Origin of the sequence: Pandoraea captiosa, assembly GCF_902459775.1 — a bacterium.
GTDB lineage: Bacteria > Pseudomonadota > Gammaproteobacteria > Burkholderiales > Burkholderiaceae > Pandoraea > Pandoraea captiosa.
Window position 1 is genome coordinate 1,153,546 of record NZ_CABPSQ010000001.1, and the last position, 26,318, is coordinate 1,179,863.

A 26,318-nucleotide genomic window follows, 5' to 3' on the forward strand; every position below is an offset into this window, starting at 1 on the left:
TTGGCGGCAACGGTATCCTTGCGCAATGAACCGACGCATTCTCATCGCCCCCGAAGACGTCGAATTGACGGCCATGCGCGCTCAAGGCGCCGGCGGTCAAAACGTCAACAAAGTCTCCAGTGCCATTCACCTGCGCTTTGACGTCATGCGCTCGTCGCTGCCCGACGAGATCAAGGCGCGCCTGCTCGCCCGGCTCGACAGCCGCATCACCCAGGACGGCGTGATCGTTATCAAGGCACAACAACACCGGTCGCAGGAGCTCAACCGGGCTGACGCGCTTGCGCGCCTGCAAGCCCTCGTCGACGCAGCCGCCGTGATCCCACGACGCCGCGTGCCGACTCGGCCGACGCTTGCGAGTCAGGTGCGCCGTCGCGATGCCAAACAAGTTCGCTCGCGGGTCAAGGCCTCGCGCGGGAAGGTTCAGTCGGGTCGGGATGAGTAATGCTAACTATTATTAACATTTTTACCTAAAAGCTAATTTCTATTAGCTTTTCGTTAGCAATGTCTTGAGGAAATGCTAAGATAAAGCATCATTTCCCGTAAAAAGCACATTGCTATGAGCTTTATGGAACCGCTGGTTACCGCCCGCAAAGACGCCGGACTGACACAGGCTGAACTCGCCGATCGGGCCGGCCTGTCGCGCATGACCGTGCAGAAAATGGAGTCCGGCGCCCTCGACCCCCGTATGTCGACCGTGTTGGAGCTGGCCCGCGCGCTCGGCCTCGAACCCATGCTGGTGCCTGCAGGCCTGCGGCAGGAAGTCGAGGCATTTCTTCGCTCGGGCGGCAAATACCTTGCGCAGCCCAGCGGGGTGTCAGCCCCCCCTTCCATCGTCGAGACGCTCGGAGGCTGATCCGGCCACTCCGTGCGAGCTCGCCCCGCGATGACGCCGTCGACCTGCCAGACCTAATGAGCCCGATGAGCCCCATGAGCCAGAAAAGACAAACGGGGTCAATGAGACGCTTGCCATGAACATCAAATACTTGCGCGCTTATTTGCATCAGCCTGATGGCACGCGTTGTGCCATCGGCTACCTCTCGCAGTACGGCGACATCCTTCGCATGTCGTTCGACGAGGACTACATCGCCGACGCCCGGCGGCCGGTACTCTCGCTCGCCTATCGCGGTGCTAACGAAAGCGCAACGCGCGAAATTCTTGCATCGCCTCAGGACGTCCGTCTCGTGCGGACCGACGGGCGCTGGCCGGTGTATTTCGAAAACCTGCTGCCCGAAGGCCACAATCGCGAGCGTCTGGCCGCCGAGCGTCATTGCAGCCCGGATGACGAATTCGAACTGCTCGCCGCCGCAGGCCATGATCTGATGGGCGCGCTGGAAGTCGAACCGGTACCCGCCCGTGAAGGCGTGCCGGACGTCGTGCATCGCTGGCATACGGCGCTGGGGCTGGAAATGGTCGAACCGGGTTTCGTCGATACGCCCGTGGAAGACGCCGCCTCCCTGCCGGGCGTGGTGACGAAGTTCTCTGCGATTCGCGACGGGCGGCGTTATGTCGTGAAGCGTCAGGGACGTGCAGGCTCGGTCATCCTCAAGCTGCCCACGACACGCCATCCGGATCTCGTCGAGAACGAATTCACCGGCTACCGTCTGTGCGAAGCCCTCTCGCTCGACTGCGCCAAAGCCGAAATCATCTCCCGACATGACGCAGATCTGCCCGAGCAGGTGCCGTTCGAACACATTCTCGCCGTGCCGCGCTTCGATCGTCTGCCCGACGGCCGGCGCGTACACATGGAAGAGTTTGCCCAGGTGCTTCAATACCCACCGCGCAGCAAGTACGGACGCGGTCTGGACATCGACTACACGACGATGCTGCGCGTGCTGGATCAACTCTCCGGCCAGCCCGTACAGGACGTCCGGGAGTTTTTGCGCCGGCTGATCGCTTTCATCCTGCTGGGCAATACGGACGCGCATCTCAAGAACTGGGCGCTGATCTATCCGGACGCCCGAACGCCCCAACTCGCGCCGGTCTACGATCCGGTGTGCGTGGCCGCGTTCTTCCACGACGTGCCGCCGTCGCACTATGGCGTGAATCGCGCGATCGACAAGACGCTGCGCGCGTTTGACTGGGCCGCCCTCGAAGCCCTTATCAAGGGCGCCGGGCTGTTGCGTAGCGCTCGCCTGATGACTATTGCACGAGAAACGGTGAAGCAAGCACAGGCCGATTGGTCAGCCCTGCTCGACGACGCCCCTCCCGCGGTCAAGGCTACCGTGCTGGAGCGTCTGAATGGCGGTGTGGCGTTGACTGCCTGAGTGCATGGATCAATGAGCACAAAAATATTACCCGGATAATATTGCAATCCAATTAACACCCGGGTAATATTCGCCGGTATCGACACCACACTATCGCTACTGGAGTCTGCCGTGACCACCGCCTCCCCCATCGGATCACTCGGATACACCGTCTTTCGTGACAAGCGCCGCATTGCCGCAGGCTCGCTTGCCGACGCCGCCATCGCCTTTCAGCAGGCGATGCTCGCCGACCCGAACGCCTCGGTCCTCATCTTCGACAACCTGACGGGCGATACGCGCGACGTCGACGTGCGCGGCACCGCAGCGGACATCCGCGCGCGTTACCCAGAGCCGGCAGCTGCTGCCGACACGGCCACTGCAAAGGACGCTGCGGCCCCCACCGACCCGACCGTCGCTGGCGACAGCTCGCCGAAAAGCCGGGGACGCCCCAAGCTCGGTGTCATCGCGCGCGAAGTGACGCTGTTGCCGCGCCACTGGGACTGGCTTGCCGAGCAACGCGGCGGCGCCTCCGTCGCGCTTCGCAAACTGATCGATGAAGCGCGCCGCGCCAATGCCGAGCGCGACACGCAACGTCGCGCGCAGGAACGGGCGTACAGCTTCATGTCGACGATGGCGGGCGACCTGCCCCACTTCGAAGAGGCATCGCGCGCGCTCTTTGCGCAAGACCTCGACGCGCTACAGGCACGCATTGCCGAATGGCCGCAGGACGTACGCACGCATTTGATGCGTCTGACGTCCACCGAGGATCTCGCCGGCGCCGCACCGTAAGCGCAGCAGGTGACGCAAGCGAGACGCGTCACCCTATCGCGTCAATTCCGTCAATTCCCTGATTTCCCTGATTTCCATGCACACCGGGCGGACCGCCGTTCCGGGTGGATGCCTTTTTTGCCCGTGCTTCGTACCGTTCCAAAAGAAAACACACCATGACCCAAACCACCACGGCTTCGCCGCCCCCGCCCAGACCCCTCTGGAAAACCTGGCTCCTGATCGCGGTACCCATGATGCTGACCAACGCGCTCCAGTCGATGGCGGGCACGGTCGACGGCATCTACCTGGGCCACCTGATCGGCACCGACGCGATTGCCGCCGTCTCGGCGTTCTTCCCCGTCTTCTTCTTTCTGCTGGCGATCGTGATCGGCCTGTCGGCCGGCGCGACCGTGATGATCGGGCAGGCATGGGGCGCAAAAGATCTCGCCCGCGTGCGCAACATTGCGGGCACGGCGTTGGTAATGATGTTCGGCGCAGGCGTTCTCGTCAGCGTGCTCGGTGGCTGGTTCGCCACGCCGCTCATGCAGGCTTTCGGCACGCCTGAGCCCGTATTCGAAGCGGCCACGCAGTACGCCCGCGGGATGCTCGTCGGCATGCCCGTCGTGTTCCTGCTCTGGCTGACGACGTCGATGAGCCGCGGCACGGGCGATGCCGTCTCGCCGCTTCTCGCGCTGCTCATTGCCACGCTGCTTTCGATCGGGCTTACGCCGGCGTTCATCGTCGGTTGGGACCCCTTCCCGGCGTTGGGCGTCACGAGTGCCGTGGCGTCGACCTTGCTGGCATTCACCGTCGCGCTCGTCTGGATGGGCCTTTACTGGCGACGCAAAGGCCACCCCCTCGCGCCGAATCGCGCGCTTTGGCTTGCACTTCGCTGGAATGGGGAACTGGCGCGCGGCATCCTGCATATCGGGGTACCCACGGCCATTCAGATGCTGACGATGGCCATCGCTGAAATGGCGCTGCTGAGCATGGTCAACCGTCACGGGGCCAATGCCACGGCAGCGTACGGCGCGGTGAACCAAGTGATGAGCTGGCTGCAGTTGCCCGTGATGACACTCGGTATCACGTCATCGATCCTTTGCGCCCACGCCATCGGGGCAGGACGCAGCGACCGTATCGGCGCGATCGTGCGCACGGGCTTGCTGTGCAATCTCGGCCTCACCGGCACGCTGGTCGTGGTGATCTATCTGGTTGCGCCGACGATCCTGCGCGGGTTCCTGACCGATCCCGACGTGCTGCAACTGGCGACGCACCTGCTCTATATCGTCGCGTGGAGCGTCCTGGTGATGGGAACGACGGTCATCATGACCGGCGCCATGCGCGCGAGCCGCAAGGTCTGGGTGCCGACGCTGCTTGGCGTCGTCGGGCTGCTGGGCATCGAGGTGCCGGCCGCATGGTGGTTCGAGCGGATCGCCGGACTGACCGGCATCTGGTGGGCGTATCCGCTCGCCTTCATCGCCATGCTGGCCATGCAGGGGATGTGCTACCGGGCCTTCCGTCGCGCGTCGCGTCGTGCCCAAAGGAACATGACCATGCCCGCGCAAGACAGCAAAGCGCCGACCCAGCCGGTCGAAGTCCAGCCGTAACCGGCTGTGATCGCCACGCCGCCGAGCCATGCGCCGGCGGCGTTGGCCATATTGAACGCCGAATGGTTGAGCGCCGCCGCAAGGGTTTGCGCCTCGCCTGCGACATCCATGAGACGAATCTGCAAGGCCGGGCCGATGATGATGATCGTGCCGATGGCGAGGACGTTGACACCGGCCAGCCAGGGATTCGCCGACGTGAACGTGAAGGCGATCAGCAACACCGCCGACCAGATAAGCGTGCCGCCAATCGCGCGCATGAGCGAAGCGGCAGCAACCAGACGCGGCCCGATGATCGTACCGCCGACCATGCCCACACCGAACAGCGCGAGATAGAACGGCACCCAGGCTTCGGGAACGCCCGCGACCTGCATGAGCGTAGGCTTGATGTAGCTGAACACCGCGAACATGCCGCCAAAACCGATCGCGCCAATGCCAAGCGTGAGCCATACCTGCGAGTTGCGCAGCGCATTGAGCTCACGCAGCGGACTTGCGCCATGCGGTGCCGGCGCATCGGGCACCCATCGCCAGACGAGAAATGCGGTCAACGTGCCAATGAGACCGACCAGCACGAACGCGGCACGCCACCCGAGCCATTGCCCGAGTCCGGCAGCGAGCGGCACCCCGAAAAGGGTCGCCAGCGTGAGCCCCAGCATGACCTGCCCGACGGCATGTACGCGCCGGTGCGGCGGCACGAGCGACGCGCCGACGAGCGCCGCCACGCCGAAGTACGTTCCGTGTGGCAGACCGCTCAGAAATCGCAGAACGATCAGCGAGAGGTAGCCCGGCGCCATGGCGCTGGCAAAATTGCCGACGGCGAACATCGCCATGAGCGCAATCAGAAACGCCCGACGCGGCAAACGCACACCCAATACAGCAAGCAGCGGCGCGCCGATCACAACCCCCAATGCGTAGGTGCTGATCGCGTGACCGGCTTGCGGGATCGTAATGTCCAGGCCTTTGGCAACGTCGGGCAACAAACCCATAATGACGAACTCGCCTGTGCCGATGCCGAACCCACCCATGGCCAGCGCCACGAAAGACAGCCAGACGGGGATGGACGACGGCGGCAATGCTTCGGACGCCTCGGCGGGGAGAATTTGGGGGGTGCTCATGGGATTCGGTCGTGACGGCCGGCATGGCGCCGGCAACGTTCGTCGTCCGTGTCGGTGACGACGGCGATGGGGAAATGGAAAAACGTCGGCATGGGGCGCTACGCCACAGGCGCAATACGGTCGCGCTCGCAGCAAGATCTTCCCTTCAAAGACGTGGATTTTACGTCAACGGGGCAATCCTTGCAGGCCGACTGCCGCAATGCAACATCATAAAAACGTCACAATGACGTGCGTTTCGCCATCATGAATCCCTCGTTTGCCCGCACCGCAATAATCGAACGGGGCAGTGCAATGTCCGTCAAGAACAGCGCCTCATGACCGCGCATCGAGGGCAAGTAGACGGCAGGCAAACGGCCCGGACAACACGCCCGCGCAGCACATAAAAAAGCCGGCCCAGTGGGTGGGCCGGCAAGGTACGGTTGCGCTCCGGTTGCGGGAACCGGATGCAATCGTATTGGGGGTCGTCAGGGAGCGGCTTGCGCTTCACCCCCTGGAACTACCGATCAGTGATGCTTCTTCGCGTGCCACCGACCGGACTTGTCATCCTTTTCATACGTTTTCTTCACGGCGGTCCACGCCACTTTATGGGCGGTCTCTTCGCGCGATTCGTGACCGCGCCGCTCGCCCGGATCCTTGTATTCGTCCCAGGCCGAATTGAACGCCTTGAGGTAAATCTCCTGCGCGTGCGCCGGCAAATGATCCTTCACACTCGACGGCAATTCATGCGTCTGTCGATACGGCATGACGGGTCCTCCTTGTGCGACTTGCGCCTGTGCAACATTGACGGGCGTCAGATATGCCCCATCACCACAAGCAACACGACGATAAGCACGATCAGCCCGATGCCTCCGGACGGGTAGTAGCCCCATTCCCGGCTATGCGGCCACGCAGGCAGCGCGCCGATCAACAACAAAATCAGAACAATCAACAAGATGGTGCCAAGCATGACTTTCCTCCCTTGCCGATCCAATGTTCAGCAATGTTTGCCTGCCGCCGCCCTATCGGGCGCGCCAAAGCGCGCTCCCGGGCTGACGGGACATGCGCGACTTACACGACATGCGCTGCATATTTGCCCGGCGGCCTGGCAGGTGGCTCCTCCACCGGCGGGTCGAGCGGTCGGTCCGGCGGGGGCATCGGCGTCGGTTCGTCCTCATCCGGAGGCGACTTCGGCGGCGGCGTCCCCGGCGGCTTGCCCGGCCCGTTCGGGTCAAATGGCTCGGGCAGATGGGCATACCGGCGGGGACCCTGCATCATTGGCCGGCAGATGTCGGTGTCGCTCGGCATAGGCAAGTTGTCCCCGGCCTCAATGCCAGTAAGGATCAACGGTGTAATACGTATGCACCTGTTCGGCCCAATGCATGTCGGCCATGCTCGGCCAATGATCCTTGTCGAAACCCGGCGCCTTCTTGAGGGCTTCCTTGTCAATGTCGAGAATGAAGCGCTTGTTCTCGACGTCGAGTTGCAACGCATGCCACGGGATGGCGAACAGCTTGTCGCCCATGCCGAGGAATCCCCCGAACGACAACACAGCGTACGCCACGGTGCCGCGCTGCACGTCGAGCATGATGTGCTTGACCTTGCCGAGGCTCTCGCCCGCGGGATTGACAACGTCTTCCGCATCGAGCGTATCGGCGGCCATTACCGAGGGGCCCGGACCGTCGGGCAGCTTATGGGAAGCGCCCACGATGCGTGCCCCTGATTGTCCTGTCTGTCCTGTCTGCCCTGTCTGGGGCGTCTGGCCCCGGCCGGTTTGCATGGTCATGATTCCTTCCTCCGTCACAAGTGAAGTCGGGGCGCCGATGCTCACACTGACTGGCTGGCGCGCCGGCATGGAAAGAGTGCGGTCTCTTGCGCGGCGTCGCGCTGCTACTCGTGCAACGCGACGCCGTGTCCTGCAAATACTGCGACTGGCGTCGGGCCTGTCGCTTTGCGGCGTGTCCGGCGTTGCGTTGTTACTTGGCCGACACCTTTAGGTCGTTCTTGACGTCGACGACGCCGTCCACGCCCTTGACCGTATCCTCGATGAGCGTCTTCTGTGCCGCCTCAGGCACCGAGCCCGTCAGATGCACGACACCGCGCACCGTCTTGACGTGCACCTTGGTCGACGGCACATCCTTCTTGGCCAGGAGCTCGGCCTTGACCTTGGCGGTGAGCGCCGAGTCGTCGATCTTGCGGCCCGTATCGTTCATCGCGCTGCTGGCGCTCGCGTTGTCGGCGATCTTGATGATCCCGCCTTGATCGAGCGCATGCGCGGCGATACCGGTCGTGGCGAGCGCGCCCGCCATGATGAACTTGAGCAGATTGGCTTGTTTCATTGTTGACCTCCCGAAATTAGCCGTCACATCGCCAGCATTGCTGCCTCGGGGCGTCACCTCCAGCACACTTCACGTGCGGCGCCCATGCGACGACCGAGTCTTAGGTGATACATCCCCTCGCCTGGAGATGCCCGGTCTTGCCTTTTGACCGGCACCCGCCGACGCGTCGTCGCATCGCGGGTACCGAGTGTCCTTTTGTTCCGTTTCGTTCCGTACTGGCCGGCCCCCGGCCCCCGGTCGAGATCGATCGAGTCCCAAACCTGCGGTGCCGAAACAACGTCAAATCTTCAAACTCAAATCTTGTGGCCTTCCTGGCTCTCGCCGGGGCGGCTCATTGCCTTCACCCGGCGTTCGTGCAACCGGTTGTCGACGCCGAGCACGCCCTCGACCTTGGCCACTTCCGTCTGCACGACATGTTGCATCCAGCGTTCAGGCACATAGCCGGTGAGCAGTACCAGCCCCGACGTCACCGTCACCTCCACATGGGAGATGTCGAGATCGATGGCGTCCGACAACGTCTTGCGAATGTCGTCATGGACCGCCGCGTCGGACCTTGCCGAGCTACGCTTTTCCGTCCGCGGCGCACCGACCGTCCCTTCCGGCCAGTCGACGCGACGCGCTTCCGACGGGCTCTTCACCGCTCCACCTGCATCCGCAAACCCCGCGGCATCGCGCCCGGTGCCCGCGTAATCGTCATGCGGCCCGTATCCGCTTTGCCGACCGAACCTGGGATGCGCGCCTGGCGCAGCATCCGCAGGTCCATAGCCACTCTCCTCGCCATGAGCGATCTCCGGTGCATAACCATGACCGCCCGAACCACTGGTCGAATGCTTTGCCCGGCCGTCGGTGCCGGCCGCTGCCGGCACATCGCCATTGCCCTTGCTTTCGCGCTTTGTTCCGGCGCGCTTCGGCTCGGATGCCCCCAGCCACTTCGGATCGCGTTGCTGGTGGGCGTGAGCCGCCTGCGCGTCGCGCTCCCGGGACTGTCTGGCCTCATGCGACTGCACCTGTTCGGCACGGTCCGATTCTGCAGGTTGCGCGCCGCTCGTTTCGGCGTCTCCGTCTTCATGCGTCAATGCGTGATGCTGGTGCTGCCATTGGTCCTGTTCGCGCTGCTTTTCGTCACTCGCCATCTCGCGCATCTGGCGCGGCTTCGGCGACGGGGGGATACGCTTCGCCATGACAAACTCCTTGGCTGCAGTCCGTGCTGTCGAGGCTGGCACGTGACTTGTTGAAATCGATTGTAGAGAGCCGGGTTCATTCGGCGAATCGGCGGAATCTGAAAGATGTGTAGGCGGGCACTGTCAAGCGCAATTGCCCCGCACTCGCACCGAATTTGACGAGTAAAATCCACCGATAAATCAACGCATTATCAGTTTTTCCTGAAGCACTGACGGAGGATTGAGAGCGACAAGAAAAAGGGGCCGCAATGCAATCGCGGCCCCTGTTACTGAAGAAGAAACCAGACGATTCCTACGCGAGGCTGCGCAGGATCGGTGAGTTGGCGTCAAGCCGGCGGTGTGGGCGTGGCGGGGTCTGCGTAGCGGCTGTCGTGCTTGTCATGCGTGTCGTCGTCCGACGCCACAATGACCCGGTTACGGCCGGTTGCCTTGGCGCGATAAAGCGCGTCGTCTGCGGCCTTGACGAGCGCGTCGACCGACTCCCCCTCACGCGGCTTACGGCATGCCACACCGACACTCACCGTCACGTGTCCGAAATCGCTCGACGCGTGCGCGAGATTCAGCCGATCGACCGCCAGTCGAATTCCCTCGGCTACCCGTTGCGCGCCGATCGTGTCGGTGTCCGGCAACACGGCGATGAACTCCTCCCCGCCGTACCGTCCGGCGGCGTCGGACGGCCGCTGCAAGGCGCCCCCGATGGCGCTCGCCACGGCAGCCAGCGCGGCGTCGCCCGCCTGATGCCCGTGCGTGTCGTTATAGCGCTTGAACCAGTCGATATCGATGAACGCCACCGCCATCGAATGCCCCGCCCGCCGCATGCGGCGCCACTCGTTTGCCAGGATTTTGTCGAGCGAGCGGCGATTCGACAGCCCCGTGAGACCGTCGGTGCGCGCGAGCAGGCTCAATTCGCGCTCCGCGCGCAAGCGCCGCCGCAACTGTGCCGCCAGCAACGCCGACGTAGCAACGAACCCGATATTGAGCAACAGGAACAGGCCACCGAACTCGATCACCCGCTTGTGCCATGGCGCCAGCGTCTCTTCGCTCGACATCACGACGATCAGCGTGAGCGGCACATTGCTCAGGAACCGGCGTGACATCAGCCCATCGCGCCCGAGAAAGCGGATGGGATAGATGCGGTGATCGTCGCGCCCCGGGGGCAACGCCTCGTAGCGGCCGGTCTGCGCCATCGTGAGGCCGATCACGCTCTCGTCATACGGTTTGCGCATGAGAATGGCGCCGTCCTTGCCCAGCAGCAGGATGACCCCGTCGCGCCCGACTTCGATGTGATCGAACAGGCGACGGAAGTATTCCGTGTCGACGGCAAGCGACACCACACCGCCAAACGCCCCGTCCGGGCGGGTGATGCGCCGGCTCAGGACCATGGTCGGCTTGTTGTCGCGAAGGCGGGAATGCAGGAAGCCGCTCACGAAAAGCCCTGCGTGCGCGTCATCGCGATGCACCCGGAAGTAATCGCGATCCGAGAAGTTGAAAGGACGCGGCACCTCGCTCTCGGCGTCGATGACGATGTTGCCCTGCGCATCGAGCACCACCAGCGACCCGATATAGCGCGACGCGCCTGCGCGCTCGAAAATCAGTTCGCGGCGCAGCTCCGGTGTCAGCGCGTCGACGTCCGGGCGCGCCAGCAGCTTCACTACTGCGTCGAGCGACGCTTCATAGACATGGAAATTGAGCTCGAGATCGCGCTCCATCACTTCGGCGATATTGCGCTGGTTGTCCGCCGCCCGGGCCAGCACCAGCAGCCGCCCCTCGTAGAGAAGCGCCACGGCGACCACCATGACCAGTACGGAAATACCCACGCCACTCCAGACGATCAGCGTGGGCGTGCGCGATACCCACCGCACTGCCGTACTCACCGCCACCACCAGACGTGCACGCAATCGATGCATCGGCATACTCTCCGGCTCTGCTCACTCACAGTGCACTCGGTGCATCAGGGTATCGATCACGGGCGCCCCCGATGTTCCACGATGTTCCCCGATGTTTCTCGATGTCCTTGGGCGTCCGGCCACAACGCACCACGATGGCGCGGCGGTCGTGCGAAGTTGTACGGCGTCACGCCATGAAATCGGCCGCCATGTCGGTATCGGTCCGGGCTTCGAGGCGTCCGTCCCGGCATGCCTTGCGGAAGACCTCGTAGTCCCGCTCCACCTGATCGGCGTAATCCGTCGCGTAATGGATGAGGGCTTCCCCCAGCCGAATGCCCTTGCCCACATACCCGACCAGTTCCGCAGCGCATCCGCCCGCCTTCGCATGCGCGCGGGCGAGCACCCATCCGCAAAGGCTGGCGTACTCGCGAAAGCCGTCGGCACGGAACAATTCGAACTGGGCGGAAATCTTCATGTCGCGCAACTGACGCCCATAGATACTCCGTCCAAACGGCCCGGTGCCCCAACCGAGGAAGGCGTCCGAGGCCGCCTGCATCAGACGCTGGCCCTCGACCACGCGACGTCCGTCGTGCTTCGGCGTGACGTTCTTGAAGAAACGTGAGACGACCGATTTCGACGCCTCCTTGAATTGAAGGAACAGCGGCTGCTCGTGCGTATCCATCATCAGCAGCACGAGGCAGCGCGTGCCGACGCTGCCGACACCCACCACCTTGAACGCCAGATCCTGCTGCGTATAGCTCTCGAGCATCCGGGCACGATCGGGCGGCAGTGAACTGGTGTAGCTCTTGTAGACGGGGGCGAACAGCGTGCGCCAGTCGCCCAGACCAAGCCAGTCGTCCTCGGGACCGAACAGGGTCGTGGCACCGTGCACATGAAACACGGTCGGTGGCGTATCGCGAATCTGCCAGTGATCGCCGATCTGCTGGGCGAATTTCGGCAGCACGTTCTCATGGGTGCGCCCGGCGGCGCGGGCAATGCCGCGCTTGACACCCTCGCGCACCCGGTCGGTCCCCGCCATCTCCAGCATGCGCTCGAACGTGATCTGCTCGTGCCACAACTCGATGGTCGGCATGTGCGCGTACTCGTCCAGACGGCGCGCGTACGCGTCGACGGCCGCGCGCACCATCTCCACGCCAAGCGTGTCGCCGAAACCGAACTGCCGCGCAGCCAGCACCAGACTGGCACACAAACGCTTCAGATCCCACTCCCACGGCCCCGGCGCCGTTTCGTCGAAATCGTTCAGATCGAAGATGAGCTTGCGCTCGGGGGTCGCGAAACCGCCGAAGTTCGCCAGATGACAGTCGCCGCAGATCTGCATCGTGAGCCCGGAATTCGGTGTGCCCGCCAGATCATGCGCCTGGACGATGGCGCTCCCCCGGTAGAATGCGAACGGCGACGCCAGCATGCGGCCGTAACGCAGCGGCACGAGCGCCGCCACGCGGCCTTCGCTGCTCGTGCGCAGCAATTCCACGATATCCCGGTCCGTGTTCCCGAGATGCGAATGGCTGCTGCGCGGCGTTTTTTCGCGCAACTGGCGTCCGGCCGCAAGGCGCGCTTCGAACGGCACCGCCGGGACGGCCGGCTGCGAGACAACCGTCGTCGATGCCGCTGTCGGCGCTGCTGTCGCTGCCTGCGTCGAAATCCTGCGCACAGAGGTCGCGGACGCCCCGACATCCGGCGAACCGGCCTTTTGCGTCAACGGCTCACCGGAATTACCGGAATTAACGGACTTCAGGGACTTCACGGGCATGGCCGACTCCTTGTTCTTGTGATGTCGCAGCCGACGACGGCGAGGCGTCCATACCTTCGGGGGCACGCGCCGGAGCCGGATACCAATGTTCCGGTCGGATCGTCAGCGGCGCATGCGGCTGCTCTTCGAAATGCGGCGACATGATCTGCACGCCGTACTTGTTGAAGACGTCCTGAATGCTCTCGTGCAGCGCGGAGATCGCGGCGAATCGCGTAGCAGGATCCCGCAGGGTGGCGAAAATTTCGTACTCGACGTAGAAATCCGACAACGCCCGTTGGAGCACATACGGCGCAGGACTTGCCGCGACCTGCGGCGTCTGACCCGCCGCCTCGATCAGCATGGCGTGCACCTGTCGCCACGGCGTGTCGTATCCGATGGTCAACGTCGTGCTGATCGCAACGCCACGCGCGCGTCCCTGCGTCGTGAAGTTACGCACGGTGGACGCCACTACCACCGCATTTGGAATCGTCAACTCTTCCTGCGCCAGATTGACCAGCTTCACCGATAGCGCATCCACCCCTACGACTACCCCCGTCGCGTCGCCGATCGACACCAGATCGCCCTTTTTCAGCGAGCGGCTGTAGATCACGACCATGCCACTCATCAGTTGATTGACGATGCCGCTGGAGCCCAACGTCACCATCAACCCCAGCAGCACCGACAGTCCCTTGAAGACGTCGCTCTGCGCCCCGGGCATGTAGGGATAGGCAAAGGTCAGCGCCAGCCCCCACACCACCACCGACACCAGACGACGCGTGGCGCCGGCGGTCTCGGGATGCATCCCGGGAATGGCAAGGCGTCCGCTCTGGACTGCATCGAAAACGTTATTGATGAGGCTTTGCAGGGCGCGTGTGAGCAGGAAAATGACGATGACCGTCAGGATGCCCGGAATCGAGGCGGCCACGCCGATGCCGAAACGGTCGACCAGCGACCAGAGGAAATCGGACAAACGGCCCGCCAACGGCTGACTGGCCGGGAACTGCATCAGCACGAAGATCAGATAGAGGTATGCGAAGGCCAGCGATAGGCAGACCGCGCCGATCTGCACTACCTGATGGACCAGATGCACGGCCGACCCCGTCCAGTCGAACGTGCGCGCCGTGCGTTGCAGAACACGCTTCTCGAACGCGGTCTGCAACCGGGACTCTAGCCGCGACCGCGCACGGCCGATGGCGATCACCAGCATGGCGAGCACCACGGCGCCGAGGGCGCTAAGCGCGATGCCGCGCAGAATGGTCGGTAAATGAAGTTGCTCGCGACGCGCTTCAAAAGCGATTTTCAGATGGTTTTGAACGTCGGCGACGGCGGCATCGAGCGTGCGTGGATCGCCTTGCGCCAGATCGTCGGTCGTCAAGGCAAAGAGAATCCGGTCCTGAAGCCGAAACGCCACGCCCGAGACACCGCCAAGCGATGCACGCAGTACGTCCACAGGCGCATCGAAGGCGCTACCGGGCAGGCTGTCGAGCACTGCTTTGGCGCGCGCGGCGCGCACTTCGGGACTCGCGCCACCGAGCGTGCCGCGAAACGTTACGATCGGACGATCCATGAAGCGAAGCTCCACGCCGTCGCGCGGATCGCCGGCGGACGCGTCGGCCTCAGGCGCCGATTGCCCGGCAGGGGCCGTCGTAACGTTGCCTTGCGCCGACACTGCGCCGGCTGATGAAACTTCGAGGGCAAACGCTGCCGAGATGGCCGCAAACCCCGGCCCCACGGCCATTCCACACACCACCAGCACTTGCAACAGCCCCATGCGAATGCGCATATCACGGCTCCTGCGGGCAAGTTGGCCACCCAGATTGCACTCAGTAAGAGGAATTCCTACGGAATTCAGGCAAAATCTAGGGCTGCCGTGCTCTGCCCCCCGATAGTGTTCTCAAGTCACGCCTGATTGCGTAGCCCCCGACGGCTTGCCACCCGGCACACTACATGAGCGCGATACGACTGCGATACGACGTCGAAGTCTTCGCATTCGCCGTACGCACTCACCGCATAAAGCGGTGCCAGGGGACAGGTATGGACGGATTATTCACTATGGCATCGGCACTGTCGAGCATCGACGCAGATCGAAACGCTTCGGCATGACACGTCGCGGGCATCTGCCGCTGCCAAGGCTCTTGGAAATATTCCACCGCAATCCTCAACTCTCGGCGCCACGTGCCGATAACCAGTTAAGCGGGACTTTTCGGTCGGTTTTCATATGTCCAGTTCGTACAGTGGTTGGCTCGTTGCGCTATCGCTAGCAGTTGCCGTGCTGGCGTCGTTTACGGCGCTCGACCTTTCAGGTCGCATCTATCTCATGACCCACCGTGGCATGCGTCACGCGTGGCTCGCCGTGGGCGCGACCGCCATGGGCATCGGCATCTGGTCAATGCACTTCATCGGCATGCTTGCGTTGTCGCTCTCGCCGTCGTGGTCGCCCCTGGACTCGAAAGCCACGCTTGCGCTGGGCTATGACCCGGCCATCACGGCAGCTTCGCTCGGCATTGCCGTCACGATCTCGTGGGCCGCCCTTTGGCTCGTGGCGAGCGAGCGGTTCACGCGGTGGCGACTGGGCTGTGCGGGCGTGACCCTTGGTATGGGCATCGCCGCGATGCACTATTCGGGCATGGCGGCCATGAAAATGGATCCGGCTATCCATTACGACCCAGTGCTCTTCACGGCGTCGATTCTGATTGCCATTGCTGCCGCCACGGCGGCACTCTGGATCGCGCGGACGTTGCGCGACGGCAGTCTGCGTTACGTCATGGCCAAGCGCATCGCCGCAGCGGGGGTGATGGGGCTCGCCATCACGGCGATGCACTACACCGGCATGTCGGCGGCAACCTTTGCGCCAGGGGCCATCTGCGGGGCGGCCAACGGCGTCAGTTCGTCGTGGCTGGTCACGACCGTCAGCCTCTTTACGTTCCTGATTCTGGTGACGACCCTGCTCGTCTCCCGGCTCGACGCCCGCACCAGTTTCCTTGCCAGCTCGGTCCTGCAACTTAACTCGCAGATTGCACGCATGGCGACCTACGACGCGCTGACCGATTTGCCCAATCGGCGTGCATTACACGACGCTGCAGCGCGCATGCTGATCAATTCGCGTCGTGACCAGCGACGGTTCGCCGTGCTGTTCATGGACCTGGACGGCTTCAAGACCATCAACGATTCGCTGGGCCACAACGTGGGCGACGATGTGCTGCGTGCATTTGCCAAGCGCCTGCGCAAGAACGTGAACGGCGACGATGTGGTGGCGCGGCTTGGCGGCGACGAGTTCGTGGTGCTGCTGGGCTCCCTGTCGTCGCCCGAAGTCGCCGGCCGCGTGGCGCAGCGTCTGCTCGACGACATGCGAGACGGCCTGAAGGTCGGCGACCAGTCGCTGCACGTGATGCCGAGCATCGGCGTGGCACTGTATCCGGACGATGGCGACAGCATCGATCTGCTGCTAAAGCATGCCGATACCGCCATGTATGAAGCGAAGCGCGCCGGACGCGGCATCTTCCGCTACTTCGAGCCGCGCATGAATGCTGCGGCCCAACGCACCTGGGAAATCCAGCAGGCGTTGCACGACGCGGAGAGCGAACAATACTTCTCGCTGCATTTCCAGCCGAAGTACCGGGGCGATACGGAGGCACTTGCCGGTGCCGAAGCGCTGCTGCGCCTCACGCACCCGACTTTCGGCGAGTTGCAGCCGGCCGATTTCATTCCGGTGGCAGAGCGCACCGGCCAGATCGTGCAAATCGGCTACTGGGTGGTCCGGGAGACGTGCCGCCACATCCAGGAATGGGATGCCGCGGGCTTGCCGCCGGTCAAGGTCGCGATCAACCTCTCGCCCCGGCAGATGGCGCAATCGCTGCTGGTCGAGAATATTCTGGAGATCGTGCGCGATGCCGGCATTGCATGCTCGCGACTGATGTTCGAGATCACCGAGACGGTGGCGATGTCGGACGCGCAGCACACGATCGACGTGATCCGCGCGTTTCAGGACCATGGCTTCGAAGTTGCCATCGACGACTTCGGCACGGGTTATTCGAGTCTGGCGTATCTGCAGCGCTTCCGTGTCAAGCAACTGAAGATGGACCGATTCTTCACCAACGGTCTGGACACTTGCGGGCGCGAAGGCAGCGCGGTGGTCTCCGCGATCATCGCCCTGGCCCACTCGCTCGACATGGACGTAGTGGCCGAGGGCGTCGAGACGGCCTCACAACGCGAAGCGCTTCGGACGCTCGATTGCGACGAGTTGCAAGGTTTCCTGCTGGGTAAACCCCTCACGAGCGACGCCTTTGCCCGACTGCTCGCCTCACTGCCGGGCATTTCCGGCGCCCCGGCGATGGCGTAACTGGTTTTTGCCGGGACTTGCGTCACGTCATACAAATCCTGATTTGTATTTTCAAAATACAAATCGTGGTTTGTGTCGAAGCGCTTCTCACACGGCAGTCGCCTCATCGTCGACGGACCGACCGTCCGGCGTCTCCGGGCTCGACTCGCCCGTCACGAACTCGGCCGCTCGCGCGAGCCGCGCCCGCATGTTTTCGCTGGCCGCCGGCCCGGCGCTCGGGATATGACGCTTCGGGTCGAGACGTGCACCAGTCACGGCATCGACCACCACCGGCTCGACGACCTGGCCCGTCTCGCGGTCAACCAGTTGCGCCGCAATTCCCTCCGGTGCGAAATGCCGGTTTCCCCACGCCAGCAGCGCCCACAATACCGGACGGAAATCGCGCCCTGCGTCGGTAAGCACGTATTCGAAGCGCGGCGGCCGGTCGCAATATTGACGACGCTCGAGCAGTCCCTCCTCGACCAGCGCATTCAGTCGTCGCGTCAGCATGTTCGGCGCGATATCCAGGCGACGCTGAAAATCGTCGAAGCGCGTCGTCCCATACCCCGCCTCGCGCAGAATCAGAATGCTCCACCATTCCCCCACACGCTCAAGGCTTCGGGCAATGGGGCATTGCATATCGCGGAATGTTTTTCGGTGCATACGGTTTCCTCGCGTTCAGAGAAGTGACGGCATCGGACATCGGTGCGCGTCACGCCCTGCCTATTAGCATGCAAGTGAGCATAAGCGCGTCGACCCCGTCGGGCAAGTCACTGAGGGGCGACGCGCGGTCCTTGAGCGCAAACCTCACCAAGGTTCATGATGAACATCGATGAATATCAATAACTTACGATTCGATAGAGAAGTAAATTATTTAAAGTGAATTCTTCTGCCGAAGACCTCAATGCGCGTCTGCACTCGGTGCTTTGGGCGGTGCAACCTTGCGCATCAACGGCACCATCAACGTGACGAAGAGGAAGATCGCACCCAGGCCGCCGAAGATGTCGCCGAACGTGATCGTTTGCGCCTCGCGCAACGTCAGGAGCCAGAGTTGACGCAGCGCCGCCGTCTGCGCATCGAGCGCATCGAGGCCCGCCGCGCCCATTCGCGCCCCCACACCTGCCAGCCACTGACCGACGGCCGGATTGCCCTGCCCCATATTTTCCGCAAGCCGGAAAAAGTGCAGATTGGTCCGGTCGTTGAGCACCGTCGTACAGACGGCAATGCCAATAGCGCCGCCCAGATTTCGCATGAGATTGAACAACCCCGATGCCAGGCGTAACCGTGCAGGCGGCAGGCTCCCGAGCGTGAGCGTCACGATGGGCGCGACCGCAAACTGTTGCGCCGCACCGCGCAATGCTTGCGGCAACAGCAGTTGCGCCGTGCCCCAGTCGTGGGTGATCGGGGCGAATTGCCACATCGACAAGCCGAAACCGCCGATCCCGACCATCATCAATATGCGCAGGTCGACGCGATTGGCGAGCATCGTGTACACCGGGATCGACAGCAATTGGAAGATGCCTGTCGAGAAGACCGCCATGCCGATCTCGAACGCCGAAAACCCGCGCACCCGCCCAAGGAACAGAGGCGTGAGGTAGATCGTCGCGAAAATGCCGATCCCCGTGGCAAACGAAAAGAAGCAGCCCAGCGCGAAGTTGCGCTGTTTCAGTGCCCGAAGGTCCACGATGGGCTGGGCGTATACGAGGGAGCGCCAAATGAATGCCACGCCGCACAATCCCGCCAGCCATGCCGTGGTGCGAATCGTATCGTCGCCGAACCAGTCCCAGCGCGGCCCTTCCTCCAGCGTGTACTCAAGGCAACCGAGACTGACGGCCATGAGCACCATGCCCAGATAGTCCGCGCCGCGCAGCAATGAGACATCCGGACGGTCGATGCGCACCATCAGCGGCACCGTCACCGTCACGAAAATGCCCGGCACGATGTTGATGAAAAAAAGCCAGTGCCACGAATAGTTATCGGTGATCCATCCACCGATGGTCGGACCCAGCGTAGGCGCCAGCGATGACAGACCGCCGATCACCGCGGCGGCCACAACCCGTTGCGGCCCACTGAAAAAGGCGAACGCCGTGGTGAACACCAGCGGGATCATCGACCCGCCCAGAAACCCTTGCAATGCGCGAAACGCGATCATGCTCTGGATGTTCCACGCCGCACCGCACAGCAAGCTCGCCAACGTAAAGCCCGCAGCAGACGCCGCGAAGATCCAGCGCGTCGACATGACCCGCGAGAGCCAGCCCGAGAGCGGAATCACGATGATCTCGGCAATCAGGTAACTGGTCTGCACCCAGGCCGTTTCATCAGCACCGGCCGACAATCCGCCGCCGATGTCCCGAAGCGATGCCGATACGATCTGAATGTCGAGCAGCGCGATGAACATACCGACGACCATCGTCCCGAAGGCAATGATCTTGGCAGGCGTGGACATGGAGTCCGCCGAGAATCCGCCGCCGGCAGGCGATGTCGACGATGTCGGCGATGACGTTGATGATGGTTGTCCCGGCCGCGCATCGTTCGCGGAATGTGCGGGCTTTGCGGCGTCGCTCACGCCCGTGGGAAGCGGCTGCACCGCTCCGGCTTGCGCGGCGCTCATCTTGCCGCCACCTTCGCGGCGGCCGGGGCAAGCGCCTTGTCACCATGGCCCTCACCTCGCGCGTCCACTTCCGCGGTCACCGAGAGGCCCGGGCGCAACGTCCCCAGACGCGCGTCGCTGTCGTCAAGTTGCACACGTACCGGCACGCGCTGAACGATCTTCGTGAAGTTACCTGTCGCATTCTCCGGCGGCAGCACGCTGAACTGCGCACCGGTCGCCGGCGCGAGGCTGGCGACGCGACCGTGGAAGACACGCCCGGGCAGCACGTCGGCCTCGATCTTCACCGGCATGCCCGGACGCAGATGCGCGACCTGTCCTTCCTTGAAGTTCGCATCGACCCACAAGCCATGCGCCGGCACGATGGCAAGCAGTTGCGTGCCCGCTTGCGCATAGGCGCCAGTGCGCGCGCGACGATTGCCGACCGTGCCATCGACCGGCGCGCGCAGCACGGTGTACTCCACATTGAGCCGGGCAATGTCGCGATCGGCCACCGCCTGCGCCAACGCCGCTTGCGCCTGCTGTTTTTGCGTAGCGATGACGTCGAGCTGACGCTCGGCGGCCACCGCGCCGGCCTCGGCCCGCTCGCGATTCGCGCTGATCTGCTTGTAGTCCGCGTCCGCCTTCTGGGCGCTTTGCACCGATACCGCCGACTTGGCGACCAGATCCTGATAGCGCACCTGATCGTCGTGAGCACGGCGTGCGTCCGCCGTCACCGCCACGACACTCGCCCGCGCCTGCGCGATCACAGCCGTCTGCAATCTGGCAGTCGCGTCGAGATTGGCCAACAACGCCTGTTGGGCGGCAACCGCCCCTTCGGCCTTTGCCAGCGCGGCCCGGTAATCGCGATCGTCCAGGCGCACGAGCACGTCGCCCGCCCGCACTGTCTGGTTATCGGTCACCAGCACCTCGGCGATATATCCCGGGACCTTCGGGCCGAGGACGGTCACGTCGCCACCGACATAAGCATCGTCCGTCGTCTCGAAATATCGCGCGGTCGTCCACCAGTAAGTCCCGTACGCCAATGCGGCAATCGCTGCCACAACTACGGCGCCTCGCACGACAAGGCCGCGCGGGAACGCTCGCTTATGGGGATGGCCACCCGTCTGGCTGTCGCTGTGGGTTGGCGTGCTGGGGGATGTCATGGGTCGGTCCTTCTTCGCTCTGGATGGGATATCTGGCGGTGTCCATACGACACGCAACCAGGGGTTGCTTTCATAATGGAAGTGAGTATAGAGTTGCAACTATCATCTTGCAAGTAACTCATTGAACTCCATGAATCCCATCTCGCCGCCGGTTTTGCCGACGTCTTTGCCGATGCCCTCGTCGACATTGCGCCCGACACCCTTTCCTAAGCTGCGCAACGCCGCGTTGGCGTTGTGCATAAGCGCTTTGACGGGCTGTGCCGTCGGCCCCGACTATGTCGCCCCGAGCGCCGAGCTTCCGCCGCACTTCGAAGGCAGCGCATTGCTGGCGCAGCGCGACGCGACGCATGCAAGCGTAGATACGCCCCTCTCGCTGGACACCTGGTGGACGCGCTTTCACGATCCCGTGCTCACAGGCATCGTCGAGCAGGCGCTGGCGCAAAATCTCGATTTACAGGCAGCGATGGCGCGTGTGGCGCAGGCGCGCGCGCAGGCTCAGGCGGCCGGGGCGCAACGGTTGCCGTCGCTGACACTCGATGGCAGCGTCACGCGCGAGCATCAGTCGCTGGACAGTCCGCTGGGGGTCGTGGCGCGCACCGTCCCCGGCTACAACCGCAACATGACCATCTACGACATCGGCGCGGGTGCCAGTTGGGAGCTGGACCTGTTCGGCGGATTACAACGCTCGGCGCAGGCGGCAAGCGCGCTCGAACAGGCGGCGCAGGCAGAGCGCGATGGCGTTCGGGTGAGCATCGTGGCCGATGCGGCAGACGCCTACTTTCGGGTTCGCGCGGCGCAGCGGCGCCTGGCGATTGCGCAGGATCAGATCGATACGGACATGCGTCTGATGGAGATCGTGAAGTTGCGCCTGAAGGACGGCCTGGCGACGGCGCGCGAGTTGGCGCAGTCCGAGGCACTGTTGGCACAAGCACGTACTACACTGCCGCCGCTGCGCATCGAGCGCGAGACACAACTGAACCGACTCGATGTCCTGATGGGTGCCGCGCCAGGCACATACGCACGCCGCATGAATGCCCCCACGCAGGCCGACGACGTGAGAGCCCGTGCGTTGACGATCCCCGCGATTGGCGATGCCAGCGCCCCCGCGGACCTGCTTCGCCGTCGGCCGGACGTGATAGCAGCGGAGCGCAAGCTCGCAGCCTCGAACGAGCGGATTGGCGCGTCGCTCGCCGAGTATTACCCGAAGCTTTCGCTATCCGGCGCACTCGGCTTCGATACGCTGGCCGGCGGACGGGTGCCCAGCGCCGCCACGTTCCAGCCGCTGGCCGCGCTAGGCCTTCGCTGGCGGTTGTTCGATTTTGGACGCATCGACGCAGAAGTGGCGCAGGCGCGCGGGGCGAACGCCCAGGCCCTTGCGGAATATCGGCTTGCAATGCTGCGCGCCACCGAGGATGTGGAGAACGCCATCGTCACGCTCGTCGAACTGGAGCAGCAGCGCAAGGATCTGACGAGCGCTGTGGACGCCCAGACGAGGGCCCGCGACAGCGCGCAGGACGCCTATACCGGCGGCACCGTCAGCTTGTACGAAGTGCTCGACGCCGACCGGCAACTGTTGACGCTGCGCGACGCCGACGCCCGGGCGCAGACCGACAACGCGCGCGCCGCCGTCGCGACGTTCCGCGCGCTGGGCGGTGGATGGACGTCCGACATGAATCTGGCGGCGGACCTACGAACGACGCAGCCGTCTCAAGACCGACGTTGACGGCGTGGCGGCACTGCTCGCGCGGCGCCGTGCCCCCGCTCCGGCGCCTCGCGCAACGCCTCCCGCACCGCCGGCACCGGGAGCCGCGGTCGGCCGCGATGCCAACATCGTCTGATAGGTCGCCACCAGCGCCTCTTGCGTGCTGACCTGCTCACGCAAGCGTGCGACGACAGCGTCTTGCATCGTCTTCGCCGCACGCATTTCTTGTTGCGCTTCCGTCATCGCGGCAAGCGCGGCTTCGGCTTCCAGCGCCTGCCGCTGTGTCTGCTTGCGTTCTTGTTGCAGCGATTTGATCGCCTCGCGGGCAGCGTCCAACTCAAGCATCAGACGGCGTTCGCTCGCCTCGGCGCGCTCAGTGATTTTGGCTCGCTCCGCATCCCAACCGGCGCGATGCGTCGCATGCTCTTCCTGCAACGCTTGCATGGCGTCGCGGGCGGCCGACAGCGCCTGACGTGAAGCGACGGCGTCGGCCTGCGCGTCGATCAGCAAGGCCTCGGCACGGCGCGCCTGCGCCTGCGCTTCGTCCCGCGCTTGCCGCGCATCGGCTGCAGCCGTCTCCGCCGACGCAATCCGCTCATGAAGCACGGCGCGCGCCTGGGCCAATGCCTCACGATCTGCATTCAATTCCGCCTCGCGTGCGTCGAGCACTGCGCGTCGGGCCGCCACCTCTTCCGCCAACGCGGCGCGTCCTTCCTCCAGCGCCAGCGTCCACAGGTTCAGTGCCGCACGCGCGACCGATTCCGGCATCTCAATGCCTGCCGGCACACCGGCAACTCCGTCGCCCGGCCCTTGCAAACGTGCGCCAAGGCCAGCGAACCACGCGTCCAGATACGGGCTCACGGTGTTGGGCGAACCTCGGCCCAACTGCTGACGAATGCGTTCGATCGTCGGGCGCTGCCCCGCCATCAGCAGGGCATCCGCCGCCGCCCAGACGTCATGCTCGGAAATGCCTCGGCCGCCTTGCCTTGGCGACGGCATGAGAGAAGCGGATGTCGGTGTTTGGGACGCAGTCATCGCGAAGCACTCCTTGAAGTCGGCGGCATTGCTAAATAACTCACGATAATGGAAGATTATCGTGAGTTATTCTTCAGATGCGTTATATTTCGCACATAATACATATGAAATCATATGTTTGACAGAAAAATTAGCACTTCAGGTGCGCCGTCGCGTAAATCCGACGGCGGCGGCACCGCCGAAAAATCACCCGCCGCGCGCTTGCCCGTGCCGCTCAACCCCGCCGTGCTTGACGCCGATGCGCGCGAAGCGGCGCAAGCCCTGGCCCGCGAAGGCGATTCGGTGAACACGCGACGAAGCTATCAGTCGGCGATGCGCTACTGGATGGGTTGGTACCGCCTGCGGTACGGCGAGGCGCTCGTCGCGCCATTGCCGCCCGCAGTGGTCGTGCAGTTCATCGTCGATCACGCGCAACGCCAGAGCCATCACGGTCTGACGACGGAGATGCCCGATGCGCTCGACGGCGCACTGGTCGCGCAAGGACTCAAGGCGCGCCCCGGGCCGCTCGCGCTCGCGACACTGCTGCACCGGATCAGCGTCATTGCCAAGTGGCATACGTCGCGCGACCTCCCCAACCCGTGCACGGAGCCCGCCGTACGTGAGTTGCTCGCCAAAACGCGCCGCGCCTATGCGAAGCGCGGCGTTCGCACGACGCGCAAGGACGCCCTGACACGTGAGCCCTTACGCGCCCTGCTCGCCACCTGCGACGACTCGCTGCGAGGCAAGCGCGACCGGGCGCTGCTGCTATTCGCGTGGGCCAGTGGTGGACGCCGACGCTCCGAAGTCGTGCGTGCGACGTGCGAGAACGTCCGACGTTGTGGGCCAGCGCATTACCTTTACACGCTCTCGTGGTCGAAAACGAATCAGCAGGGCGCGGATCTGCCGGAGAACGAGAAGCCCGTCACCGGCGCCGCCGCTGCCGCGCTGACGGACTGGCTTAGTGCGTCCGGCATCGAAAGCGGCCCGATTTTCCGTCGCGTGCGGCGCGGCGGGCATGTCGGCGAAGCGCTCTCCGAAGCCGCCGTTCGCGACATCGTGCGCGAGCGCTGCGCCCTCGCCGGCCTGGAGGGCAACTTCTCGGCGCATTCGTTGCGTGCGGGCTTCGTGACCGAAGCGGCACTTCAGCAGGTGCCGCTGGCCGAGACGATGACGATGACCGGCCACACGAGCGTCGCCACGGTCGTTGGCTATTTCCGTCGCGCGGATATGCAACGCTCACGGGCAGCCGATTTGATGGGAGCGGATGAGTCCGACATCGCCCACGAACCCAACGCGCAGGATGAAGCCAACACCTGACCCGGAAGACGACAACGACGCGAAGCACGTTCTGCCGCCCCGATGCGATACCCGTTCGGTCGTCAATGACACCGCACCCTGGTCAACATAAAGATGCATTTAAGTGGTATCTTTTATCGCGCCGGGCGTATGCCATAGTGGACATATTGGACATTTCGCCTGCAATGACTGCCGCGGTTCCTCCCTTCGAACACTTTAGGTGCAGATCGTCATGCTCAGCTCCAACACCTCCCCGTCCCGCAATCGCGTCCTTGTCGAACGTCTGGGATTGCAGACCCCCATCATTCAGGCCCCGATGGCGGGCACCTCGACACCGGCGCTCGCTGCCGCCGTCTCCAACGCAGGCGGACTCGGCTCGATCGGCGTCGCGGCCGCCGGTCCGGATGCCGCGCGCAAGGCCATCCACGACACGCGCGCGCTCACGCGCAAGCCGTTCAACGTCAACGTTTTCTGCCACGCGCCCGCCAAGCTCGATGCCGCGCGCGACGCGGCATGGCTCGCTTATCTCGCGCCGGAATTCGCCCGCTTCGACGCGACGCCGCCCGCCACGCTCAGCGAAATCTACAAGAGCTTCGTCGCAGACGACACCATGTACGAGATGCTGCTCGAAGAACGCCCGGCAGTCGTCAGCTTCCATTTCGGATTGCCTTCACAGGACAAAATCGACGCGCTGCACGCCGCGGGCATCACACTCTTCGCCACGGCAACGAATCTCACGGAAGCCAAGGCCGTTCAGGCCGCAGGCATCGACGCCATCGTCGCTCAGGGGTTCGAGGCAGGCGGCCATCGCGGACGCTTCGAGGATCTCGGCGACCGCGTTCCTACCGACGACGAACAACTCGGCACGCTCGCACTCGTGCGTCTGATCGTCACGCATACGTCGGTACCTGTCATTGCGGCGGGCGGCATCATGGACGGCGCGGGCATTGCCGCCGCGCTCGCGCTGGGAGCGCAGGCCGCACAGCTGGGAACGGCGTTCGTCGCCTGCCCGGAATCGGCAGCAGACGCCGCATACCGCGAACGTCTCACGAGTTCGAATCCGCCGCGCACGGCACTCATCCGCGCCATCTCGGGCCGCCCCGCTCGCGGCTTCGTCAACCGGCTCTACGCCATCGAACAAACAGCCGGGCGTCCCGATTTGCCCGCCTATCCCGTGACCTACGACGCCGGCAAGGCGATCCACGCCGCCGCCAAAGCCAAGGGCAACAGTGACTACGCCGCGCAATGGGCAGGTCAGGCAGCGCCACTCGCACGAGCGATGCCGGCGGCTGAGTTGGTTGATGTGTTGCGCGCCGAATTGCGTCAGACGCTTGACTCGCTGCGCGAACTGAGCGTTGCGCTCTGAGCGGGGA

23 protein-coding genes are annotated in these 26,318 nt (G+C 64.0%); 9 read left to right on the forward strand and 14 right to left on the reverse strand.

The window, feature by feature from the left end; all coding sequences use genetic code 11:
* Positions 1-25: 25 nt before the first annotated feature.
* The 5 genes from arfB to PCA31118_RS04880 all read left to right on the forward strand — a co-directional run bounded on the left by arfB (position 26) and on the right by PCA31118_RS04880 (position 4,618).
* On the forward strand, positions 26-442 hold the full coding sequence (gene arfB / locus PCA31118_RS04860; RefSeq protein WP_150623416.1) for an alternative ribosome rescue aminoacyl-tRNA hydrolase ArfB: 417 nt from the start codon (positions 26-28) through the stop codon (positions 440-442).
* Positions 443-556: 114 nt separating this feature from the next.
* On the forward strand, positions 557-853 hold the full coding sequence (locus PCA31118_RS04865; protein ID WP_150623418.1) for a helix-turn-helix transcriptional regulator: 297 nt from the start codon (positions 557-559) through the stop codon (positions 851-853).
* 115 nt (positions 854-968) lie between these two features.
* Positions 969-2,264, forward strand: a complete 1,296-nt coding sequence (locus PCA31118_RS04870; protein ID WP_150623420.1) for a type II toxin-antitoxin system HipA family toxin — start codon at positions 969-971, stop codon at positions 2,262-2,264.
* A gap of 111 nt (positions 2,265-2,375) precedes the next feature.
* A complete protein-coding gene (locus PCA31118_RS04875; protein ID WP_150623423.1) occupies positions 2,376-3,032 on the forward strand; it encodes a DUF2239 family protein in 657 nt (218 codons plus the stop codon).
* 155 nt (positions 3,033-3,187) lie between these two features.
* Complete coding sequence (locus PCA31118_RS04880; protein WP_217431240.1) at positions 3,188-4,618, forward strand: MATE family efflux transporter; 1,431 nt, start codon at positions 3,188-3,190, stop codon at positions 4,616-4,618.
* On the opposite strand, the gene PCA31118_RS04885 is transcribed toward PCA31118_RS04880, so the two are convergent.
* The 9 genes from PCA31118_RS04885 to PCA31118_RS04925 form a co-directional block, all read right to left on the reverse strand.
* On the reverse strand, positions 4,516-5,730 hold the full coding sequence (locus tag PCA31118_RS04885; protein WP_150623425.1) for an MFS transporter: 1,215 nt from the start codon (positions 5,728-5,730) through the stop codon (positions 4,516-4,518). The two genes, PCA31118_RS04880 and PCA31118_RS04885, sit on opposite strands and share 103 nt — an antisense overlap.
* A 503-nt stretch (positions 5,731-6,233) precedes the next feature.
* The gene (locus PCA31118_RS04890; RefSeq protein WP_150623427.1) at positions 6,234-6,473 is read right to left on the reverse strand and encodes a ChaB family protein; all 240 of its coding nucleotides are present in this window, start codon (positions 6,471-6,473) and stop codon (positions 6,234-6,236) included.
* Positions 6,474-6,520: 47 nt separating this feature from the next.
* A complete protein-coding gene (locus tag PCA31118_RS04895) occupies positions 6,521-6,676 on the reverse strand; it encodes a DUF3309 family protein (protein WP_150623428.1) in 156 nt (51 codons plus the stop codon).
* Positions 6,677-7,033: 357 nt separating this feature from the next.
* Positions 7,034-7,492 carry a PRC-barrel domain-containing protein gene (locus tag PCA31118_RS04900; RefSeq protein WP_150623430.1) on the reverse strand — a complete coding sequence of 153 codons (459 nt, stop codon included), beginning with the start codon at positions 7,490-7,492 and terminating at the stop codon, positions 7,034-7,036.
* Positions 7,493-7,682: 190 nt separating this feature from the next.
* A complete protein-coding gene (locus tag PCA31118_RS04905; protein ID WP_150623432.1) occupies positions 7,683-8,045 on the reverse strand; it encodes a BON domain-containing protein in 363 nt (120 codons plus the stop codon).
* A gap of 293 nt (positions 8,046-8,338) precedes the next feature.
* The gene (locus PCA31118_RS04910; RefSeq protein WP_150623434.1) at positions 8,339-9,226 is read right to left on the reverse strand and encodes a BON domain-containing protein; all 888 of its coding nucleotides are present in this window, start codon (positions 9,224-9,226) and stop codon (positions 8,339-8,341) included.
* A 326-nt stretch (positions 9,227-9,552) separates the two neighbouring features.
* On the reverse strand, positions 9,553-11,133 hold the full coding sequence (locus PCA31118_RS04915) for a GGDEF domain-containing protein (RefSeq protein WP_150623436.1): 1,581 nt from the start codon (positions 11,131-11,133) through the stop codon (positions 9,553-9,555).
* Between the two features lie 166 nt (positions 11,134-11,299).
* On the reverse strand, positions 11,300-12,883 hold the full coding sequence (locus tag PCA31118_RS04920; protein WP_246190058.1) for a DUF2252 domain-containing protein: 1,584 nt from the start codon (positions 12,881-12,883) through the stop codon (positions 11,300-11,302).
* A complete protein-coding gene (locus PCA31118_RS04925; RefSeq protein WP_150623438.1) occupies positions 12,855-14,645 on the reverse strand; it encodes a mechanosensitive ion channel family protein in 1,791 nt (596 codons plus the stop codon). Before PCA31118_RS04925 ends, PCA31118_RS04920 begins: the two co-directional genes overlap by 29 nt.
* A 435-nt stretch (positions 14,646-15,080) precedes the next feature.
* On the opposite strand from PCA31118_RS04925, the gene PCA31118_RS04930 reads away from it, so the two are divergent.
* The gene (locus PCA31118_RS04930) at positions 15,081-17,201 is read left to right on the forward strand and encodes a putative bifunctional diguanylate cyclase/phosphodiesterase (RefSeq protein ID WP_150623440.1); all 2,121 of its coding nucleotides are present in this window, start codon (positions 15,081-15,083) and stop codon (positions 17,199-17,201) included.
* Between the two features lie 87 nt (positions 17,202-17,288).
* Here PCA31118_RS04930 and PCA31118_RS04935 read toward each other — a convergent pair whose 3' ends face one another.
* The 4 genes from PCA31118_RS04935 to PCA31118_RS26960 form a co-directional block, all read right to left on the reverse strand.
* Positions 17,289-17,843 (reverse strand): winged helix-turn-helix transcriptional regulator, encoded by a 555-nt coding sequence (locus PCA31118_RS04935; protein WP_150623442.1) that lies wholly within the window; start codon positions 17,841-17,843, stop codon positions 17,289-17,291.
* Positions 17,844-18,081: 238 nt separating this feature from the next.
* Positions 18,082-19,626 (reverse strand): DHA2 family efflux MFS transporter permease subunit, encoded by a 1,545-nt coding sequence (locus PCA31118_RS04940; protein ID WP_246190059.1) that lies wholly within the window; start codon positions 19,624-19,626, stop codon positions 18,082-18,084.
* Positions 19,627-19,787: 161 nt separating this feature from the next.
* Positions 19,788-20,933 carry an HlyD family secretion protein gene (locus PCA31118_RS04945; protein WP_150623446.1) on the reverse strand — a complete coding sequence of 382 codons (1,146 nt, stop codon included), beginning with the start codon at positions 20,931-20,933 and terminating at the stop codon, positions 19,788-19,790.
* 102 nt (positions 20,934-21,035) lie between these two features.
* Complete coding sequence (locus PCA31118_RS26960) at positions 21,036-21,173, reverse strand: hypothetical protein (RefSeq protein WP_174990279.1); 138 nt, start codon at positions 21,171-21,173, stop codon at positions 21,036-21,038.
* A gap of 7 nt (positions 21,174-21,180) precedes the next feature.
* On the opposite strand from PCA31118_RS26960, the gene PCA31118_RS04950 reads away from it, so the two are divergent.
* Positions 21,181-22,656 (forward strand): efflux transporter outer membrane subunit, encoded by a 1,476-nt coding sequence (locus PCA31118_RS04950; RefSeq protein ID WP_246190060.1) that lies wholly within the window; start codon positions 21,181-21,183, stop codon positions 22,654-22,656.
* On the opposite strand, the gene PCA31118_RS04955 is transcribed toward PCA31118_RS04950, so the two are convergent.
* A complete protein-coding gene (locus PCA31118_RS04955) occupies positions 22,621-23,670 on the reverse strand; it encodes a DNA-binding protein (RefSeq protein ID WP_150623448.1) in 1,050 nt (349 codons plus the stop codon). The genes PCA31118_RS04950 and PCA31118_RS04955 overlap by 36 nt on opposite strands.
* 114 nt (positions 23,671-23,784) lie before the next feature.
* Between PCA31118_RS04955 and PCA31118_RS04960 the strand changes: the two genes are divergently transcribed.
* Both PCA31118_RS04960 and PCA31118_RS04965 read left to right on the forward strand, forming a co-directional pair.
* Positions 23,785-24,966, forward strand: coding sequence for a site-specific integrase (locus tag PCA31118_RS04960; protein ID WP_150623450.1), 1,182 nt, complete (start codon positions 23,785-23,787; stop codon positions 24,964-24,966).
* A gap of 211 nt (positions 24,967-25,177) precedes the next feature.
* Positions 25,178-26,311: an NAD(P)H-dependent flavin oxidoreductase gene (locus PCA31118_RS04965; protein WP_150623452.1), complete on the forward strand. Its 1,134-nt coding sequence runs from the start codon at positions 25,178-25,180 to the stop codon at positions 26,309-26,311.
* The last annotated feature ends 7 nt before the right edge of the window (positions 26,312-26,318 follow it).

Bases quoted from the DNA above. Each gene is read 5' to 3' on its own strand.
- PCA31118_RS04910 (WP_150623434.1), bottom strand. From the start codon at position 9,226: ATGGCGAAGCGTATCCCCCCGTCGCCGAAGCCGCGCCAGATGCGCGAG.
- PCA31118_RS04880 (WP_217431240.1), top strand. From the start codon at position 3,188: ATGACCCAAACCACCACGGCTTCGCCGCCCCCGCCCAGACCCCTCTGG.
- PCA31118_RS04960 (WP_150623450.1), top strand. From the start codon at position 23,785: ATGTTTGACAGAAAAATTAGCACTTCAGGTGCGCCGTCGCGTAAATCC.
- PCA31118_RS04895 (WP_150623428.1), bottom strand. From the start codon at position 6,676: ATGCTTGGCACCATCTTGTTGATTGTTCTGATTTTGTTGTTGATCGGC.
- PCA31118_RS26960 (WP_174990279.1), bottom strand. From the start codon at position 21,173: ATGCACAACGCCAACGCGGCGTTGCGCAGCTTAGGAAAGGGTGTCGGG.
- PCA31118_RS04935 (WP_150623442.1), bottom strand. From the start codon at position 17,843: ATGCACCGAAAAACATTCCGCGATATGCAATGCCCCATTGCCCGAAGC.
- PCA31118_RS04870 (WP_150623420.1), top strand. From the start codon at position 969: ATGAACATCAAATACTTGCGCGCTTATTTGCATCAGCCTGATGGCACG.
- PCA31118_RS04965 (WP_150623452.1), top strand. From the start codon at position 25,178: ATGCTCAGCTCCAACACCTCCCCGTCCCGCAATCGCGTCCTTGTCGAA.
- PCA31118_RS04945 (WP_150623446.1), bottom strand. From the start codon at position 20,933: ATGACATCCCCCAGCACGCCAACCCACAGCGACAGCCAGACGGGTGGC.
- PCA31118_RS04865 (WP_150623418.1), top strand. From the start codon at position 557: ATGAGCTTTATGGAACCGCTGGTTACCGCCCGCAAAGACGCCGGACTG.
- PCA31118_RS04885 (WP_150623425.1), bottom strand. From the start codon at position 5,730: ATGAGCACCCCCCAAATTCTCCCCGCCGAGGCGTCCGAAGCATTGCCG.
- PCA31118_RS04930 (WP_150623440.1), top strand. From the start codon at position 15,081: ATGTCCAGTTCGTACAGTGGTTGGCTCGTTGCGCTATCGCTAGCAGTT.
- PCA31118_RS04890 (WP_150623427.1), bottom strand. From the start codon at position 6,473: ATGCCGTATCGACAGACGCATGAATTGCCGTCGAGTGTGAAGGATCAT.
- PCA31118_RS04900 (WP_150623430.1), bottom strand. From the start codon at position 7,492: ATGACCATGCAAACCGGCCGGGGCCAGACGCCCCAGACAGGGCAGACA.
- PCA31118_RS04925 (WP_150623438.1), bottom strand. From the start codon at position 14,645: ATGCGCATTCGCATGGGGCTGTTGCAAGTGCTGGTGGTGTGTGGAATG.
- PCA31118_RS04915 (WP_150623436.1), bottom strand. From the start codon at position 11,133: ATGCATCGATTGCGTGCACGTCTGGTGGTGGCGGTGAGTACGGCAGTG.
- PCA31118_RS04920 (WP_246190058.1), bottom strand. From the start codon at position 12,883: ATGCCCGTGAAGTCCCTGAAGTCCGTTAATTCCGGTAATTCCGGTGAG.
- PCA31118_RS04905 (WP_150623432.1), bottom strand. From the start codon at position 8,045: ATGAAACAAGCCAATCTGCTCAAGTTCATCATGGCGGGCGCGCTCGCC.
- arfB (WP_150623416.1), top strand. From the start codon at position 26: ATGAACCGACGCATTCTCATCGCCCCCGAAGACGTCGAATTGACGGCC.
- PCA31118_RS04955 (WP_150623448.1), bottom strand. From the start codon at position 23,670: ATGACTGCGTCCCAAACACCGACATCCGCTTCTCTCATGCCGTCGCCA.
- PCA31118_RS04940 (WP_246190059.1), bottom strand. From the start codon at position 19,626: ATGTCCACGCCTGCCAAGATCATTGCCTTCGGGACGATGGTCGTCGGT.